Source organism: Micromonospora sp. NPDC050784 (assembly GCF_044456765.1).
Lineage (GTDB): Bacteria > Actinomycetota > Actinomycetes > Mycobacteriales > Micromonosporaceae > Micromonospora > Micromonospora foliorum.
Map to the genome: position 1 here is coordinate 189,656 of NZ_JBITGG010000008.1, position 17,676 is coordinate 207,331.

18 protein-coding genes are annotated in these 17,676 nt (G+C 71.9%); 7 read left to right on the top strand and 11 right to left on the bottom strand.

Going from position 1 to position 17,676, the window contains the following annotated elements:
• Nucleotide 1: 1 nt before the first annotated feature.
• Nucleotides 2-1,198, top strand: coding sequence for a pyridoxal phosphate-dependent aminotransferase (locus ACIBD9_RS13895; protein ID WP_396717475.1), 1,197 nt, complete (start codon nt 2-4; stop codon nt 1,196-1,198).
• 91 nt (nt 1,199-1,289) lie between these two features.
• On the opposite strand, the gene glmM is transcribed toward ACIBD9_RS13895, so the two are convergent.
• The 9 genes from glmM to ACIBD9_RS13940 all read right to left on the bottom strand — a co-directional run bounded on the left by glmM (nt 1,290) and on the right by ACIBD9_RS13940 (nt 7,997).
• A complete protein-coding gene (glmM, locus tag ACIBD9_RS13900) occupies nt 1,290-2,645 on the bottom strand; it encodes a phosphoglucosamine mutase (RefSeq protein ID WP_238658990.1) in 1,356 nt (451 codons plus the stop codon).
• A 120-nt stretch (nt 2,646-2,765) separates the two neighbouring features.
• The gene (gene rpsI, locus ACIBD9_RS13905) at nt 2,766-3,239 is read right to left on the bottom strand and encodes a 30S ribosomal protein S9 (protein WP_112626216.1); all 474 of its coding nucleotides are present in this window, start codon (nt 3,237-3,239) and stop codon (nt 2,766-2,768) included.
• Nucleotides 3,240-3,259: 20 nt separating this feature from the next.
• Complete coding sequence (rplM, locus tag ACIBD9_RS13910) at nt 3,260-3,703, bottom strand: 50S ribosomal protein L13 (RefSeq protein ID WP_053653864.1); 444 nt, start codon at nt 3,701-3,703, stop codon at nt 3,260-3,262.
• 209 nt (nt 3,704-3,912) lie between these two features.
• Nucleotides 3,913-5,295 carry a nitrate/nitrite transporter gene (locus tag ACIBD9_RS13915; protein ID WP_396717478.1) on the bottom strand — a complete coding sequence of 461 codons (1,383 nt, stop codon included), beginning with the start codon at nt 5,293-5,295 and terminating at the stop codon, nt 3,913-3,915.
• Nucleotides 5,296-5,434: 139 nt separating this feature from the next.
• On the bottom strand, nt 5,435-5,728 hold the full coding sequence (locus ACIBD9_RS13920) for a type II toxin-antitoxin system PemK/MazF family toxin (protein WP_238658988.1): 294 nt from the start codon (nt 5,726-5,728) through the stop codon (nt 5,435-5,437).
• Nucleotides 5,718-6,005, bottom strand: coding sequence for a DUF6364 family protein (locus tag ACIBD9_RS13925; RefSeq protein WP_238658986.1), 288 nt, complete (start codon nt 6,003-6,005; stop codon nt 5,718-5,720). The genes ACIBD9_RS13920 and ACIBD9_RS13925 overlap by 11 nt, the downstream gene beginning before the upstream one ends.
• Before the next feature lie 60 nt (nt 6,006-6,065).
• On the bottom strand, nt 6,066-6,761 hold the full coding sequence (locus ACIBD9_RS13930; RefSeq protein WP_396717483.1) for a class I SAM-dependent methyltransferase: 696 nt from the start codon (nt 6,759-6,761) through the stop codon (nt 6,066-6,068).
• Between the two features lie 280 nt (nt 6,762-7,041).
• Nucleotides 7,042-7,239, bottom strand: coding sequence for a DUF397 domain-containing protein (locus ACIBD9_RS13935; RefSeq protein ID WP_396717485.1), 198 nt, complete (start codon nt 7,237-7,239; stop codon nt 7,042-7,044).
• Nucleotides 7,230-7,997 (bottom strand): helix-turn-helix domain-containing protein, encoded by a 768-nt coding sequence (locus ACIBD9_RS13940; protein WP_387169405.1) that lies wholly within the window; start codon nt 7,995-7,997, stop codon nt 7,230-7,232. The genes ACIBD9_RS13935 and ACIBD9_RS13940 overlap by 10 nt, the downstream gene beginning before the upstream one ends.
• Nucleotides 7,998-8,263: 266 nt before the next feature.
• Here ACIBD9_RS13940 and ACIBD9_RS13945 point away from each other — a divergent pair, with 266 nt between their 5' ends.
• The 6 genes from ACIBD9_RS13945 (at nt 8,264) to ACIBD9_RS13970 (ending at nt 16,649) form a co-directional block, all read left to right on the top strand.
• Complete coding sequence (locus tag ACIBD9_RS13945; protein ID WP_396717488.1) at nt 8,264-8,593, top strand: hypothetical protein; 330 nt, start codon at nt 8,264-8,266, stop codon at nt 8,591-8,593.
• Between the two features lie 446 nt (nt 8,594-9,039).
• A complete protein-coding gene (locus ACIBD9_RS13950) occupies nt 9,040-11,247 on the top strand; it encodes a molybdopterin oxidoreductase family protein (RefSeq protein ID WP_396717491.1) in 2,208 nt (735 codons plus the stop codon).
• The gene (locus tag ACIBD9_RS13955; RefSeq protein WP_396717493.1) at nt 11,244-12,683 is read left to right on the top strand and encodes an FAD-dependent oxidoreductase; all 1,440 of its coding nucleotides are present in this window, start codon (nt 11,244-11,246) and stop codon (nt 12,681-12,683) included. Before ACIBD9_RS13950 ends, ACIBD9_RS13955 begins: the two co-directional genes overlap by 4 nt.
• Entirely contained in the window at nt 12,680-15,217 is a 2,538-nt protein-coding gene (nirB, locus tag ACIBD9_RS13960; RefSeq protein WP_396717495.1) for a nitrite reductase large subunit NirB, read from the top strand. Before ACIBD9_RS13955 ends, nirB begins: the two co-directional genes overlap by 4 nt.
• Complete coding sequence (nirD, locus tag ACIBD9_RS13965; protein ID WP_387169419.1) at nt 15,214-15,561, top strand: nitrite reductase small subunit NirD; 348 nt, start codon at nt 15,214-15,216, stop codon at nt 15,559-15,561. Before nirB ends, nirD begins: the two co-directional genes overlap by 4 nt.
• On the top strand, nt 15,561-16,649 hold the full coding sequence (locus ACIBD9_RS13970) for a uroporphyrinogen-III synthase (RefSeq protein WP_285796755.1): 1,089 nt from the start codon (nt 15,561-15,563) through the stop codon (nt 16,647-16,649). Before nirD ends, ACIBD9_RS13970 begins: the two co-directional genes overlap by 1 nt.
• A gap of 44 nt (nt 16,650-16,693) precedes the next feature.
• On the opposite strand, the gene ACIBD9_RS13975 is transcribed toward ACIBD9_RS13970, so the two are convergent.
• Complete coding sequence (locus ACIBD9_RS13975) at nt 16,694-17,317, bottom strand: ATP/GTP-binding protein (RefSeq protein WP_030329978.1); 624 nt, start codon at nt 17,315-17,317, stop codon at nt 16,694-16,696.
• On the bottom strand, nt 17,298-17,663 hold the full coding sequence (locus ACIBD9_RS13980) for a DUF742 domain-containing protein (RefSeq protein ID WP_124778091.1): 366 nt from the start codon (nt 17,661-17,663) through the stop codon (nt 17,298-17,300). Before ACIBD9_RS13980 ends, ACIBD9_RS13975 begins: the two co-directional genes overlap by 20 nt.
• Nucleotides 17,664-17,676: the final 13 nt, after the last annotated feature.

Consider the following 17,676-nt stretch of genomic DNA (forward strand, 5'->3'; position numbering starts at 1 on the left):
GGTGACGACGAGCACCGATGTCGACCCGCTGGTGGCCCGGATGCGGCCGTTCGGCACGACGATCTTCGCCGAGATGTCCGCCCTCGCCGTACGCACCGGCGCGGTCAACCTCGGCCAGGGCTTCCCCGACACCGACGGCCCGCCGGAGATGCTGGCCGCCGCCGCCGAGGCGCTGCGCGGCGGGCAGAACCAGTACCCGCCCGGCCCGGGGATCCCCGCCCTGCGCGCGGCCGTCGCGGCGCATCAGCGGCGGTTCCACGACCTGGCGTACGACCCGGACGGCGAGATCGTGATCACGGCGGGCGCGACCGAGGCGGTCGCGGCGAGCATCCTCGCTCTCTGCGAACCGGGTGACGAGGTGGTCTGCTTCGAGCCGTACTACGACTCGTACGCCGCCTCGATCGCGCTGGCCGGCGCGGTCCGCCGGCCGGTGACGTTGCGTCCCACGGCCGACGGCCGGTACGCCTTCGACCCGGCGGCGCTGCGCGCGGCGTTCGGCCCGCGCACCCGGCTGGTGCTGCTGAACTCACCGCACAACCCGACCGGCAAGGTCTTCACCCCGGCCGAGTTGGCGCAGGTCGCCGAGTTGTGCCAGGAGTTCGGCGCGTACGCGGTCACCGACGAGGTGTACGAGCACCTGGTCTTCACGGACGCGGCGAGCCGGCACGTTCCGCTGGCCGCCCTACCGGGGATGCGTGAGCGGACGCTGCGCATCTCGTCGGCCGGCAAGACGTTCTCCTGCACGGGGTGGAAGGTCGGTTGGGCGAGCGGCCCGGCGGCCCTGGTCTCGGCGGTGCTCCGGGTGAAGCAGTTCCTCACCTTCGTCAACGCCGCGCCGTTGCAACCGGCGGTGGCCGTGGCGCTGGCTCTGCCGGACGACTACTACACAGGCTTCCGGGACAGTCTCCAGCGGCGGCGTGACCAGCTCGTCGGTGGCCTCACCGACGCCGGGTTCGAGGTGCTCAACTCGGAGGGGACGTACTTCGTCACCGCCGACATCACCGCCCTCGGCGGCCGCGACGGGGTGGAGTTCTGCCGCTCGTTGCCGGAGCGCTGCGGTGTGGTGGCGGTGCCCACCCAGGTTTTCTACGACGACATCGACGCGGGCCGGCGGCTGGTCCGGTTCGCCTTCTGCAAGCGCCCCGAGGTGCTGACCGAGGCGGTCACCCGGCTACGCGCGCTGAGCCCGAGCGGCTGACGCTGAGCCCCAGCCGCTGAGCCCCTTTCCGCTGGCGTCGAACTGTGGAGCTGATGCCGTAAACGGTTCAGCTCCACAGCCTCGAACTGTCCTATCCGACGGGGCTCGCGGTGCGGACCAGCTCGGCGATCCGCTCGGCGACCTCACGGGCGGTCGCCTCGGTGGCCGCCTCGACCATGACCCGGACCAGCGGCTCGGTGCCCGACGGGCGCAGCAGCACCCGGCCGGTCTCCCCCAGCTCCGCCTCGGCCCGCTCGACCTCGGCGCGTACGGCGGGCGCGGCGGCGCCGACGGTCCGGTCGCCGACCGGCACGTTGATCAGCACCTGGGGCAGCTTGGTGACCACCGAGGCCAGCTCGGCGAGGGACTGACCGGTGGCCGCCATCCGAGCCATCAGGTGCAGGCCGGTGAGCACCCCGTCGCCGGTGGTGGCGTGCGCGGGCATGACGATGTGGCCGCTCTGCTCCCCGCCGAGCGCCAGCCCGGAGGCGCGCAACTCCTCCAGCACATACCGGTCGCCGACCTTGGTCTCGATCAGGCGGATGCCCTGCGCGGACATCGCGAGCCGCAGCCCGAGGTTGCTCATCACGGTGGCCACCAGGGTGTCCTGGGTGAGCGTGCCGGCGTCCCGCATGGCCAGCGCGAGGATCGCCATGACCTGGTCGCCGTCCACCTCGTCGCCGTCGGCGGTGACCGCCAGGCAGCGGTCGGCGTCGCCGTCGTGGGCGATGCCCAGGTGGGCGCCGTGCTCGACCACGGCGGCGCGCAGCGCCTCGATGTGGTTGGAGCCACAGTCGTCGTTGATGTTCAGCCCGTCGGGCTCCGCGTGGATGGCGATGACCTCCGCGCCGGCCTCCCGGTAGGCGACGGGGGCGACCTCGGCGGCGGCGCCGTTGGCGCAGTCGACCACGACCTTGATCCCGTCGAGCCGGTGCGGAACGGTGCCCACCAGGTGCTGGACGTAGTGGTCGGCGCCGTCGAGCAGGTCGTGCACCCGGCCGACACCGGCGCCGGTCGGCCGGTCCCAGGCGGTGGTGGCGTTCGTCTCGACGGCCGCCTCGATCTGCATCTCGATCTCGTCGGGCAGCTTGTGCCCACCGGCGGCGAAGAGCTTGATGCCGTTGTCCGGCATCGGGTTGTGTGACGCGGAGAGCATCACACCCAGGTCGGCCTTGGCCTCGGCGGTGAGGAACGCCACCGCGGGGGTGGGCAGCACCCCGACCCGCACCACGTTGGCGCCGGCGCTGGTCAGCCCGGCGACCACGGCGGCCTCCAGCATCTCGCCGCTGGCGCGGGTGTCCCGGCCGACGACGGCGAGCGGCGGATGGCTGCGGTCCGTCTCGGCCAGTGTGTGCGCCGCGGCCACCGCGAGCGCCAGCGCCAACTCCGGGGTGAGATCCGCGTTTGCCCGCCCGCGTACGCCGTCCGTGCCGAACAACCGACCCATACCCGCCAACCTCCGAATGAGCACTGCCTGTGAGGAGAAAGCGGAACGGCCGACCCACCTCCCCCCGACGAGGGGGAGGCGGACCGGCCGTCCGTCAGAAGTACAACGCGCTGGGAAAGATCAGCGCTTCGAGTACTGGGGAGCCTTACGGGCCTTCTTGAGGCCGTACTTCTTGCTCTCCTTGACCCGGGCGTCACGGGTGAGGAAGCCGGCCTTCTTCAGAGCCGGGCGGTCGTCCGGCTCGTTGATGATCAGCGCGCGGGCGATGCCCAGCCGGAGCGCACCGGCCTGGCCGGTGGTGCCGCCGCCACGCAGGTTGGCGATCACGTCGAACTGCTCGAGCTTCTCGGCGGTGACCAGCGGGTCCTTGATGAGCTGCTGGTGCACCTTGCTCGGGAAGTACGCCTCGAGGTCCTGGCCGTTGCAGGTGATCTTGCCGGTGCCCGGGACGATGCGGACCCGGACGATGGCCTCCTTGCGGCGGCCCACGGTCTGGATCGGCCGGTCACCACGAGGCGCGCGGGCGACGGGCGCCGGCGCCTCGGTGGCCTCAGGGGCTTCCGGGGCGACCTCGGTCTCGATGATGTCGGTCATGCTGCTTCCTTCGCCCGCGCTCACTGCGCGATCTGCTTGATCTCGAACGGCACCGGCTGCTGCGCGAGGTGCGGGTGCTCGGCACCGGCGTAGACCTTCAGCTTCTTGATCAGCTGACGGCCGAGCTTGTTGTGCGGGAGCATCCCCTTCACAGCCAGCTCGATGGCTCGCTCGGGACGCTTGGTCAGCAGCTCGTCGTAGCCGATCTGCTTCAGACCACCCGGGTAACCGGAGTGGCGGTAAGCGACCTTGGTCTGGCGCTTGTTGCCGGTCAGCGCAACCTTGCCCGCGTTCACGATGACGACAAAGTCGCCCGTGTCGACGTGCGGCGCGAAAGTCGGCTTGTGCTTACCACGCAGCAACGTGGCGGCGTGGGTGGCCAGGCGGCCCAGCACGACATCAGAGGCGTCGATGACGTGCCACTGACGCTCGATCTCACCCGGCTTCGGGCTGTACGTACGCACAGGTCTACCTTGTCTCGTCGTCGGTCTGGGGTCGCGCGCCGAGGTGACCAGATCTAGCAGGCCGGACCAGCGCGCACGAACGACCAAGCGTACCTGAAAGGGCACGCCTCTGGATGTCGTACAACAGCAGGCAACGATACCCGGCGCCCCGTCCGCAGGTCAAAACGGGGGTGCGGTGCCGCGCGGCGACGCGCCGAGGGTGGCTCAGCTCACACGTTGGCGAGTCGACCGGGTCGCGGACGACGATAAACCACCCAGGTGATCGCGAAACACAACGCGTACCAGCCGATGAAGGCCAGGTAGGCGGCGTCGGCGTTGCCCGAGCTGAGGAACGACTGGCGGAACGCGATGTTGACCAGCACCCCACCGGAGGCGCCGATCGCGCCCGCGATGCCGATCAACGCGCCGGTCATCCGCCGGGCCCACCGCGCGGCGGCCTCCGGGTCGAGGCGTCCCGCGTCCACCGCGTCCGCCGCCCGGGCCCGGAAGATCGCCGGGATCATCTTGTACGTGGAGCCGTTGCCGACGCCGGAGAAGACGAAGAGGGCGAGGAACCCGGTCAGGTAGAGCCCGAACGATCGCTCCCGGGCCGCGTACAGCACGGTGCTCGCGCCGGCCGCCATCGCCACGAAGTTCCAGAAGGTGACCCGGGCCCCGCCCAACCGGTCGGCGAGATGCCCACCCAGCGGCCGGATCAGCGAGCCGACCAACGGGCCCAGGAAGGTCAGCCAGGCGGCGTCGACCGGGGTGGGGAACCGCTCGGCGAACTGGAGCTGGAGCACCTGACCGAAGGCGAAGCCGAAGCCGATGAACGAGCCGAAGGTGCCGATGTACAGCAGCGACATGACCCAGGTGTGCGGGTCGCGGGCCGCCTCGCGCAACGCGCCCGGCTCGTTGCGCGCCCCGGGCACGGTGTCCAGCCAGCGGGCCGCCGCCAGCGCGGCCAGCACGATCAGCGGCAGGTAGACCGCCGGCACCAACCGGGGGTACGCGGCACCCGCAGTGGCGAGGACCGCCAGGCCGACCAACTGCACGGCGGGTACGCCCAGGTTGCCGCCACCGGCGTTGAGCCCGAGCGCCCGTCCCTTGAGCCGCTGCGGGTAGAACAGGTTGATGTTCGCCATCGAGGAGGCGAAGTTGCCGCCACCGACACCGGTGAGGCAGGCGAGCACCATCAGGGTGGTGTAGGAGACCCCGGGTTCCAGTAGCACCGTCATCGGAACCGCGGGCACCAGCAACAGCAGTGCGCTGATCATCGTCCAGCGTCGTCCGCCGAAGCGGGCCACCGCCAGCGTGTACGGCAGCCGCAGCACCGCGCCCAGTGCGGCCGGCACGGCGGTGAGCAGGAACTTCCCGGCCGGGTCGATGCCGTACGCGGGGCCGAGGAAGAGCACGGTGACCGACCAGAGACTCCACACCGAGAAGCCGACGTGCTCCGCGAAGATCGAGACCCAGAGGTTGCGCCGGGCGATCGGCGCGCCGGTGGTCTGCCAGAAGTCCGGGTCCTCGGGGCGCCAGTCGTGCAGCGGTTGCCGGCGACCGGTGACGGCAGGCGGCTCGGCGGTGACTACGGTGCTGGTGAGCGTGCTCACGGCGGCTCCTCCTCGTCGGTGTGACGAGGGGAAACGCTAGGAACGCCCGGTTACCTGGCAGTGCCCGTCGCGGGTCGGGCCGGAAACGGGGATCGCACCACCGGTCGGCGGCGATGGTGAGCACGCCACCCGGGGGCGGTCAGACCTGCTGGAGGATGCGCAGCGCGCGGCCGACCCGGAGCATGGTGTCGGTGTCGGCGACGTCCACGCACTCGGTGAACCACTTCTTCATGGGCGAGGAGATCCGGTCGGGCATCACCACGTACCGGCCCATCGACACGGCGAGCGGGGAGTCCCGCAGGAGCGACTCCTCGACCACCTCGACCACGATCACGATGGGCACGTCGGTGGAGTTGTAGACGTCCGAGCTGATCACGAGGCCGAGGCGTTCCCGGGCGCCCTCGATGCGCCAGATCTCACCCCTACGCAGCACGCGGCCGTCCGCCGGAGAACAGGTCGTTGACCATGCCCACCTCGCGGGCGTCGGCGAGGGCGGCGGACTCCAGGTCAAGGCCGGCGCGGCCCACGGCGGCGGCGTGCGCGGTGAAGACCTCGCGCAGCGCCTTCTCCCGGGCGGCCTGGTCCATCCACGCGGAGAGCGACAGGCCTTCACGCTTGGCGAACCGCCGCGCCTCCTCGATCGTCTCGTCCGTGAACGAGAGAGTCACCTTGGCAGTCATGCCGAGCAGATTACCCAACGGTGTGACCATCAGTCATCCCCGCGTTCACCGGCTCGCCCTCGGGCGGCGAAACGTACATTCCGCCGGGGCTTACCCGGCCCGACCACCGAACACCGCGAAGCGCCACTCCTTGAAGTAGCAGTCGACGTCGACCAGGCCCGCCTCGGCGAGCCACCGGCACTGGTCCGCCACGGTCGCCGGCCGGTCATGTCGCATCCGCCCTCGGGAACCGGCGATCTCCTCGGGGGACGCGCCCAACTCGGTGATCCGCTGCATCCACACCTCGTCGTAGCGCCGGTCCAGCTCCGGGGTCGGCCCGGCGACCTGCTCGGCATTGACGAACACCCCGCCCGGCGCCAGCGCGGCGGCCGCACGCCGGTAGAGCGCCCGCTTGCCGGCGTCGTCCAGGTGGTGGATCGCCAGGGCGCTGACCACCGCGTCGTACCGGCCGGGCGGCAGCTCGTCGGCCAGGTCGGCCCGGACCGTGCGGTGTGGCACGGACCGCGCGTCCAACTGGTCTGTGGCACGGGCGAGCATCGCCGGGGCTCCGTCCACCAGGGTCAGCCGGACTCCGGGCACCGCGGCGGAGAGCAGCAGCGAGAGCAGGCCGGTGCCCGCGCCCAGATCCAACACCTCCGGGGTACGCCCGGCGGCGAGCGCGGCGCGCAACGGCGGCGCGGCCACCTGGACGGCCGTGCCGTAAAAGGCGTCGAAGCAGGGAATCAGTCGCCGGCGCGCCTCGTCGTAGGTGCCGGCCACCGCGTCGAAAACGTCCGTCACGCTCATCGTCGTCTCCCATATTTTGAGACAGTTTTCCCACATTATAAGCGGCGACCGACGCTGATGTCGTCAGCGATTCAGCTCCAAAGCGTCCGGCTCGTACCTCTCAGCCCGAGCGAAGTCACCGCGGCTCCGCCGCGGTGGAGCCGGGGACCGTCGAGAACGGTCGGCGTGGTCCATCTGGCCGCGCTTGCGCTGCCTGGCGGCGTGCTTGACCCCGGACACGCGAAAGGCCCCCGGCGCTCTCCTAGGGCTTAGGAGCCGAGGGCCTTTGCATCAATGCTGGTCAGGCCGGGCCGTGTGCCTTCGCCATACTGACGAACGCCCGCCAAGCCGTGGGCCCGAAGACCAACGCCGGCCCTGCCGGGTCCTTCGAGTCCCGCACACCAACGATGCCAGGCAGGTTGTCCGCAACCTCGACGCAGTCGCCGCCGTTGCCGCTGCTGCGGGTGCTCTTACGCCACCGCGCGCCGGTCAGTTCCATGTCTTCGCCATCTCCGTGAGTAGGTCGACGGATTGCCAGTGGGACAACGCCTCGCCGCGTACGTTCTCCCACGCGGCCAGCATCGCCGCTATGTCCTCGGCACCGGTAACGACTTGTCCCTGAAGCTGATTGTCGAGGTAGCCGGCAACCCGATGCTCGGGCCCCACTGCGATCACGAAGGGACCGTTCAGGCCAGCGTACGCACCGACGGTCGAGGGGACGATGTGCACGCGGACGTGCGGAGCCACGCACGCGGTGATGAGGGCCTGCACCTGCTCGCGCATGGTGGTTCGTCCGCCGACTGGCCGCCGCAGCACGGCTTCGTCAACAACGGCGGTGAAGTGTGGCGGGTCCTCACGGGTCAGGATGCTCTGCCGAGCGAGTCGTGAGGCTAGGTGCCGCTCGACGTCACTGCGGGCGATGACGTCGGCTCCGGCGAGCACGGCGCGAGCGTATGCCTCGGTCTGGAGCAGGCCGGGGAGGACTGTCGACTGAAACGACCGCAGCGAGATCGCCTCGCGCTCGATCTCTTGCCATGGTCGGAACCAAATTGGCTCGCGGCGTCTTGAAGTGTCCGGCCAGATGTCCCCTATGGGCCGTCGGAGCGCACTCGCCGCCGCCTCGCGGTGCCGAGGGTGGGGAATGTGGTCGTGGTTCAGCCAGCGCGCGACCGTCTTCCGATCGACCCCGACCAACCCTGCCAGGGACTCAATCGAGTGCCCCGTCTCGGCCAGCGCGGCGCGTAACGCATCGTTCACGACTTCCCCCCATCGGATGCGCGGAATGTCTCGCGACCATATCGCTACGGGCTGTTCTTGTCCCGTCACTGGCCGCAAGGTGGGATCAGACGGCGCGGCCGGTAGGGATCACGGAACCCGGCGGACGCGTTCGTATCGGGGCCGCCCCTGACCTGCCGAGATCTTGGACAGTTTCCGTTCTCGCGTAACGGAAACTGTCCAAGATCTCCGCGGGCGAGCACGCACGGGGCGGCCCCCTTCCACAGTGACGACGAGGGGAGAGCGCCGTGCCGGATGAGCCGCCCGATCGGAAATCCAAGCCGAGGCCAGAACCGCGGAAGCCGCACACGGCTGACGTCCTGCACCTGACCCACGCCGCGAGTGTGCAGTTCCTGCACCCGATCTTCGTTCGGGTAGTTCGCGTTCTCGACTGGCCGACGTACGACGGGTGGCTGTGGATCGACGGTTACGAGCTGGCCGCTAATGGTGATGCGGTCGCGCGCCGGTCCCTGTTCGTGATGCCCGCAGGCCTGATCTGGCTGGAAACGCCCGCCCCGGCGGCCCGTCGCCCAACCACCCGCGCGCCCGTCATGCGCAGTCGGGTGAGGATCGGATGACCCGCCGCCCTCGTCCGCACCACCCGATGCGTCCAGCGTGGCTCTGCCGTAACTGCGCCGCTCCCTGGCCGTGCGCGCCGGCTCAGCTTCACCTCGCGACCGAGTTCTACGGCCATTCGATCGCCCTGGCGTTCTATCTGGCAGCGCAAATGCAAGACGCGGTCGACGACCTGTACTCCCTCGGCGTTCGTCCTGACCCGCGAGCGCTTCACGCCCGGTTCCTGGGCTGGCTGTCCCTGAGCCGCGGACCGCGCCGCGTCGACTTGCGCTGACCGCTCCCAACGGGATGAGGTCCGCTACCGCCGAACTGGTCGAGCATCCGTCCGAGGCGGCCGCCGTCACCCACCCGTCACACCCGCTGCTCCTGTGCGGTGTGAGCCCCACTTGACAGGACCGAAACAGAAGGGACCCGGACCGGAAACCGCCCGGCGGCACGCTTTCCCGACATGACAGACGGTGCGCGGTCGGCAACTCCACCGGGGCTCTTGCCCGGGGAGGTGGCGACGCACTGCCCCTACTGCGCCCTGCAGTGCGGGATGACACTACGTGCGGACGACGCCGGGGTGACGGTCCACCCGCGGCAGTTCCCCACCAACCGGGGCGGGCTCTGCCAGAAGGGTTGGACCGCCGCCGAACTGCTCGACCACCCGGAGCGGCTGACCACCCCGCTGGTGCGCGACCCGGCCACCGGCGAACTGCAGCCGGCGAGCTGGGACACCGCGCTCGACCGGGTGGTCGCGGGCATCCGCGCCGTCCAGCACGACGCCGGCCGGGACGCGGTCGCCGTCTTCGGCGGTGGTGGTCTGACCAACGAGAAGGCGTACGCGTTGGGGAAGTTCGCCCGGATCGGGCTGCGCACCCGGCACATCGACTACAACGGTCGGTTCTGCATGTCCTCGGCGGCGGCCGCCGGGATGCGCGCCTTCGGCATCGACCGAGGGCTGCCGTTCCCCCTCGCCGACCTGGGCCGGGCCGACACCCTGCTGCTGGTCGGGGCGAACCCGGCGGAGACCATGCCGCCGCTGGTGCGTTGGCTCACCGAGCAGCGCCGCAACGGCGGAAAACTGATCGTCATCGACCCCCGGGTCACCGCCACCGCCCGCCAGGCCGACCTGCACCTGCAACCGCTGCCCGGCACCGACCTCGCGGTGGCCAACGCGCTGCTGCACATCGCCCTCACCGAGGGGTGGGTCGACCGGGCCTACGTGGCCGACCGCACCAGCGGCTTCGACGCGGTCCGCCGGAGCGTCGCCGCCTGGTGGCCGGCCCGCGCGGAACAGCTCTCCGGGGTGCCGGTGGCCGACCTGGAGGAGACCGCCCGCGCGTTGGGCACCGGCGGTCGCGTGATCATCCTGACCGCGCGCGGTGCCGAGCAGCACGCCAAGGGGGTGGACACCGTCACCGCGTACGTCAATCTCGCTCTCGCCCTCGGTCTGCCCGGCCGCGACGGTTCGGGGTACGGCTGCCTCACCGGCCAGGGCAACGGCCAGGGCGGGCGGGAGCACGGGCAGAAGGCCGACCAGCTCCCCGGCTACCGGCGGATCGACGACCCGGCGGCCCGGGAGCACGTGGCCGGGGTCTGGGGCGTGCCGGCCGACGAACTGCCCGGCCCGGGAGTGCCCGCCTACCAACTGCTCGACTCGCTCGGCACTCCGGGTGGCCCACGCGCGTTGCTGGTGTTCGGCTCGAACCCGGTGGTCTCGGCACCCCGGGCGGCCCGGATCGAGGGCCGGCTGCGCGACCTGGACCTGCTGGTCGTCGCGGACCTCCTGCTCTCCGAGACGGCCGCGCTGGCGGACGTGGTGCTCCCCACCGCGCAGTGGGCCGAGGAGGACGGCACCATGACCAACCTGGAGGGTCGGGTGCTGCGCCGACGCGCGCTACGCCCGCCCCCGCCGGGCGTCCGGACCGACCTGGCCATCATCTCCGCGCTCGCGGCCCGGCTCGCCGAGACCGAGGCGGCGGCCGTCGACCCGGTCGGCGCCAACCCAGCCCAGGCCGAAGCGGCGGCCGTCGACCCGACCGACGCCAACCCGGCCAGTGTGCGAGCGGCGGCCCGGTTCCCGGCCGACCCGGCGGCGGTCTTCGCCGAGTTGCGCCGCGCCTCGGCCGGTGGGGCCGCCGACTACGCAGGCATCAGCTGGGACCGGATCGACGCCGACGACGGGGTGTACTGGCCCTGCCCCACCGAGGACGGTCCGGACACGCCACGACTCTTCGCCGACCGGTTCGCCACCCCGGACGGCCGGGCCCGCTTCCACGTCGTCGACCACCGGCCGGCCGCCGAGGAGGTCTGCGCCACCTACCCACTGCACTTCACCACCGGCCGCGTGCTCGCGCAGTACCAGTCGGGCACTCAGACCCGACGGGTGCCCGCGCTGCGGCGTGCCGCCCCGGAGGCGTTCGTCGAGCTGCACCCCGACCTGGCAGCCCGGCTGGGCATCGACGACGGCGACCCGGTGCGGGTCACCTCGCGCCGAGGAGAGTTCCGCGCTCCGGCCCGGCTCAGCGCCGGGATCCGACCGGACACCGTGTTCGCCCCGTTCCACTACGCGGGGGCGGGACGCGCCAACTCGGTGACCAACGACGCGGTGGACCCGATCTCCGGGATGCCCGAGTTCAAGATCTGCGCGGTCCGGGTGGAGAAGGCATGACCGCCCGGGTGGTCATCGTCGGCAACGGGATGGCGGGGGCGCGCCTCGCCGGTGAGTTGCACGCCCGGGCGGGAGACCGGAAGGTCACCGTACTCGGGGCCGAGCCGCACCGCGCGTACAACCGGATCCTCCTCTCCACCCTGTTGGCCGGCCGGATCGACGAGCCGGACGTGGAGTTGACCGAAGCCGCCGGGCACGGCGTCGACCTGCGCAGCGGCGTACCGGTGACCGCCGTCGACCGGTCCGCCCGCGAGGTCCGCACCGACGACGGCGAACGAATCGGATACGACCATTTGGTGCTGGCCACCGGCGCCCGTGCGGTGGTGCCGCCGCTGCCCGGCCTCGACCCCGCGAACCTGCCGGAGCGGGTGGTCCCCTTCCGGACCCTGGACGACTGCCGGCGGATCCTCGCCGCCGCCGAGGGCGCCCGCAGCGCGCTGGTGCTCGGCGGCGGGTTGCTCGGTCTGGAAGCCGCCCGAGGGTTGGCCACCCGGGGGCTGGCCACCACCGTGGTGCACCCGCGAGAGCACCTGATGGAACGGCAACTGGACCCGGTGGCCGGTGCGGTGCTCGCGGGCACGCTCGCCGGCTTCGGCGTCACCGTCCAACTGGGGGTGTCGGCGACCGGCGTGGCCGCGGACGCCAACGGTGTCCGCCTCGACCTGGCCGACGGCCGATCGCTGCACGCGGATCTGCTGGTGCTCTCCTGCGGTGTACGCCCGGACACCGCCCTCGCGCAGGCCGCCGGCCTGACGGTGCGGCGCGGTGTGGTGGTGGACGACCGGCTGCGCACCAGCGACCGGTCCATCTCGGCGATCGGCGACTGCGCCGAGCACGACGGCGTGCTCACCGGGCTGGTCGCGCCCGCCTGGGCCCAGGCCCAGGTGCTCGCGGACGTGCTGACCGGCACGGACCCACTGGCCCGGTACCGGCCCCGGCCGGCGGTGACCCGGCTGAAGGCCGCCGGGATCGACCTCGCGTCGATGGGTGACGCGGCCAGTGGCGGGCCGGGCGAGGAGCTGACCTTCGCCGACCCGACCCGGGGCACGTACGCCCGGTTGCGGATCCGGGACGAGCGGCTGATCGGCGCGATCCTGCTCGGCGACAACCCGGCGGTCGGCACGGTGATCCAACTCTTCGACCGTGGTCAGCCGGTGCCGAGTGACCGGCGGGCGTTGCTGCTCGGCCGGGCGCTCGGCGCGGTCGACGCGACCCCGGCCGCCTCACCGGCGCTGATGCCGGACGCGGCCACGGTCTGCCAGTGCAACACGGTGAGCAAGGGCGCACTCGTCAGAAGCTGGCGCTCCGGCGCCCGGACGGTCGATGCGGTGGTGGCCGCGACCCGGGCCGGCACCGGATGCGGCGGATGCCGGGACGCGGTGAGCGGCATCGTCGACTGGCTGAGCCAGGCGGAATCGGTGGAGGTGACGCGATGAGCGGCGGCGAACTGGTCGTCATCGGCAACGGCATGGTCGGGCAGCGGTTCGTGGACGCGCTGCGTGCCCGTGACCCGGAGGGCCGCTGGCGGGTGACAGTGCTGGCCGAGGAGGGGCGCCCGGCGTACGACCGGGTGCGGCTCTCGGCGTACTTCGACGGGGTGAGTGAGAGCGAACTCAACCTGCACACCCCGTACGAGGGGGTGCGGTTGCGACTCGGCGAACCGGCCACCGCCGTCGACCGGGACCGGCAGGTGGTGACCACCGCTGTCGGCGAGTACCGCTACGACGCGCTGGTGCTGGCCACCGGGTCGTACGCGTTCGTGCCGCCGGTGGCCGGCACGGAGCTGCCCGGGGTCTTCGTCTACCGGACCCTGGACGACCTGGCGGCGATCCGGGCGTACGCGCAGGGCCGGCGGACCGGCGCGGTGATCGGTGGTGGTCTGCTCGGCCTGGAGGCCGCGAACGCCCTGCGGCTGCTCGGCCTGAGCACCGACGTGGTCGAGTTCGCGCCCCGGTTGATGCCGGTGCAGGTGGACCAGGCCGGCGGCGCGATGCTCCGCCGCTACGTCGACGATTTGGGCGTACGGACCCATCTCGGGGTGGCGACCACCGCGATCCGTCCGGGCCCGGACGGCGGCGTCGCGGCCCTGGAACTCTCCGACGGCACCGCCCTCGACGCCGACCTGGTGGTGGTGGCCGCCGGCATCCGACCCCGGGACCAGTTGGCCCGGGACGCCGGTCTGCCGCTGGGCCCGCGCGGCGGGGTGCTTGTCGACGCGACCTGTCGTACCGCCGACGAACGGATCTGGGCCGTCGGGGAGTGCGCGGCGGTCGACGGCACCTGCCACGGTCTGGTCGCGCCGGGGTACGCGACGGCCGAGGTGGTGGCCGACCGGCTGGTCGGCGGCGCGGCGACCTTCCCGGGCGCGGACACCGCCACCAAACTCAAGCTGCTCGGCGTCGACGTGGCCTCGTTCGGCGACGCCCACGGTGCGACCGAGGGCTGCCTGGACGTCACGTTCACCGACCCGGCCACCCGGGTCTACGCGAAGCTGGTCCTCTCCGACGACGCGCACACCCTGCTCGGCGGGGTGCTGGTCGGTGACGCCAGCGCGTACCCGACGCTGCGCGCCAGTGTGGGCGGCCCGCTGCCGGCCGCGCCGCTGGCGCTGCTCGCGCCCGACGGCGGCGGCGCGGACGCCGGGGCGCTGCCGGCCACCGCGCAGGTCTGCTCCTGCAACGCGGTAACCCGGGGTGACGTGGACGCCGCCATCGCCGACGGTTGCGCGGACGTGCCGGCGTTGAAGGCGTGCACCCGGGCCGGCACCAGCTGTGGTTCCTGTGTCCCGATGCTGAAGCAGCTCCTGGACGCGGCCGGGGTGGCGCAGTCCAGCGCGCTCTGCGAGCACTTCGACGTCAGCCGGCGGGAGCTGTTCGAGATCGTCCGGGTCCGTGGCATCCGCACCTTCTCCCGGCTGGTCGCCGAGCACGGTCGGGGCCGCGGCTGCGACATCTGCAAGCCGGTGGTGGCGTCGATCCTCGCCTCGCTGGGCAGCGGGCACGTGCTCGACGGCGAGCAGGCGTCGTTGCAGGACACCAACGACCACTTCCTGGCCAACCTGCAACGCGACGGCAGCTACTCGGTGGTGCCCCGGATCCCGGGCGGCGAGATCACCCCGGAGAAGCTGATCGTGATCGGCGAGGTCGCCCGGGACTTCCAGCTCTACACGAAGATCACCGGTGGGCAGCGGATCGACCTGTTCGGGGCGCGGGTGGAGCAGCTGCCGCAGATCTGGCGGCGGCTGGTGGACGCCGGCTTCGAGTCCGGGCACGCGTACGGCAAGGCGCTGCGCACGGTGAAGTCGTGCGTGGGCGAGACCTGGTGCCGGTACGGCGTACAGGACTCGGTGGGGCTGGCCGTCGCCCTGGAGCTGCGCTATCGCGGGCTGCGTGCGCCACACAAGCTGAAGTCGGCGGTCTCCGGTTGCGCCCGGGAGTGCGCGGAGGCGCGCAGCAAGGACTTCGGCATCATCGCCACCGAGACCGGCTGGAACCTCTACGTCGGCGGCAACGGCGGTTTCCGGCCCCGGCACGCCGACCTGTTCGCCACCGATCTGTCGACAGAAACGCTGATCAGGCTGATCGACAGATTCCTGATCTACTACATCCGCACCGCCGACCGGCTGCAACGCACCGCCGGCTGGATCGAGGCCATGGACGGCGGCCTTGACCACCTGCGCTCGGTGATCGTGGACGACTCGCTCGGGCTCTGCGAGGACCTCGACGCGGCGATGGCCCGGCACGTGTCGTCGTACTCCGACGAGTGGCGCGACGTCCTGGACGACCCGGAACGGCTGCGCCGCTACACCTCCTTCGTCAACGCCCCCGACGTACCCGACCCGTCGATCACCTTCACCCGGGAACGCGGCCAGCCAGTGCCCGTACGCGACCATTCCCCGACCGGATCCGAGCCGACCAACGGTCACCGTCGGCAACCGGTCACCCTCGGCCTACCGGAGGTACGGCGATGACCCAGACCCTCACCCTGACCTGGACCACCGTCTGCCTCCTCGACCGGTTGGAACCGGACCGGGGCGTCGCCGCCCTGGTCGACGGGGTGCAGATCGCCCTCTTCCGAACCGCCGACGGGCTGTTCGCGATCGACAACCGCGACCCGGTCTCCGGGGCGTACGTGCTGTCCCGGGGCATCGTCGGCAGCCGTGGCGGCGTGCCGACGGTCGCCTCACCGCTGCACAAGCAGGTGTACGACCTGCGCAGCGGGCACTGCCTCGACCTGCCCGGGGTGGCCGTGGCCCGACACGACGCGCGTTGCCGCAACGGGCTGGTCGAGGTGCGGCTGCGACAGGAGGGTTGATGCGGGAAGAACTGGCGGGCTTCACCATCGGGGTGACCGCCGACCGGCGGCGCGACGAGTTGGCCGCGCTGCTCGAACGACGGGGTGCCCGGGTGGTGCTCGCCCCGGCGCTGCGGATCGTGCCGCTGTCCGACGACACCGAACTGCGCGAGGCGACCCGCGCCTGCCTCGACCAGCCGCCGGACATCCTGATGGCCAACACCGGCATCGGCATGCGCGGTTGGCTGGAGGCGGCCGAGGGCTGGGGGCTGGCCGAGCCGCTGCGCTCCGTGCTGGCCAGCTCGTACGTGGTGGCGCGCGGCCCGAAGGCACGCGGCGCGATCCGGGCTGCCGGGCTGCACGACCAGTGGTCGCCCGCCTCGGAGAGCTGCGACGAGGTGGTCGACCACCTGCGCCGGCGGGGCGTGGCCGGGCAGGTGATCGCCATGCAGCTGCACGGCGAGCGGCAGCCCGAGTGCACGCTCGCGCTGGAGGCGGCCGGCGCCACGGTCATCGAGGTGCCGGTCTACCGCTGGGCGCCGCCCACCGACCCGGCGCCGCTGCACCGGTTGATCGACCTGATCGCCGGCCGGCTGGTGGACGCGGTGACGTTCACCTCGGCGCCGGCGGCCGAGGCGTTGCTGCGGGCCGCCGGTGACCGCACCGACGCGGTGCTGTCCGCGTTGCGCAGCGACGTGTTGGCCAGTTGCGTCGGCGCGGTGACCGCCGAGCCGCTGCTGCGGCGCGGGGTGCCGGTGAGCGCGCCCGGCCGGGCCCGGTTGGGCGCGCTGGTGCGGACCATCGTCGACGAGTTGCCGCGCCGGACCGTGACGTTCAAGGCCGCCGGGCACCTGCTCACGTTGCGCGGGCACGCCGCGGTGATCGACGGCGAGCTGCGGCCACTCGCGCCCGCGCCGATGGCGGTGCTGCGGGCGCTGGCCCAGTCCCCGGGCCGGGTGCTGTCCCGCACGGCGTTGCTGCGGACACTGCCCCGGGGCGCGGACGAGCACGCCGTGGAGATGGCCGTGGCCCGCCTACGGGCCGGCTTGCGCGCGCCCCGCGTGGTGCAGACCGTGGTGAAGCGCGGCTACCGGCTCCGGGTCGACTGAAGGCGTCACGGCCGGCCGTCGCGAGCCGGCCGTGACGCGACGGTTCAGCCGACCGGCGTCGGGAAGCCCCGCCCGTGCTCGGACTGAAGCCGGAGCATGGCGTGCTCGACCACAGTCACCAGCACCTGCTTGACCGAGTCCCGCTGCCGGGCGTCGGTCATCACCAGCGGCACCTGCGGCGAGATGGCCAGCGCTTCGCGGACCTCCTCGGCCTCGTACTGCGGCGCGCCGTCGAACTTGTTCAGCGCCACCACGTACGGCAGGTTGCGGTTCTCGAAGTAGTCCAGCGGGGCGAACGCGTCGGTGATCCGGCGGGTGTCCACCAGCACGGCGGCACCCACCGCCCCCCGGATGATCTCGTCCCACATGAACCAGAACCGGGTCTGACCCGGCGTACCGAAGAGGTACAGGATCAGGTCCTGGGCCATGGTGATCCGGCCGAAGTCCATGGCGACCGTGGTGGTCTCCTTGCCCGGCACCTTGGACGGATCGTCGATGCCGACACCCGCCGCGGTCATCAACGCCTCGGTGGTCAGCGGTGTGATCTCGGAGATCGCCCCGACCAGTGTCGTCTTACCGACGCCGAAGCCGCCCGCGACGACGATCTTCGCGGAGACGATTCCCCGGCCCGGCCGCCCCCCTGCGGGGTCATAGCCTGCGAAGTCCACTTAGCACCCTTCCAAGCAGTTCCATCCGCTCCTCGAACCCCTCGGCGGGAGCAGCAGTGTGTAACGTCAGCAGGCTCTCGGCCACCATGTCGGCGACCAACACCCGGGCGACGCCCAGCGGCATCCGGGTATACGCGGCGATCTCCGCCAGCGATTGCGCTCGGCCCTCGCAGACCGTGGCGATGCGGTGTTTGTCATGCCCGGCGAAGCGGGACTCGGCGACCTGGGTGAGAGAGGCGGTGAGGACGGCCTCAAGGGCGATGTCCTGCCGGGGCTCGGTACGACCACGGGTGACCGCGTACGGACGCACCAGCGCGCCACGCGGGTCAGCGCGTCGTTGGTCCATCCCCGATCACCTC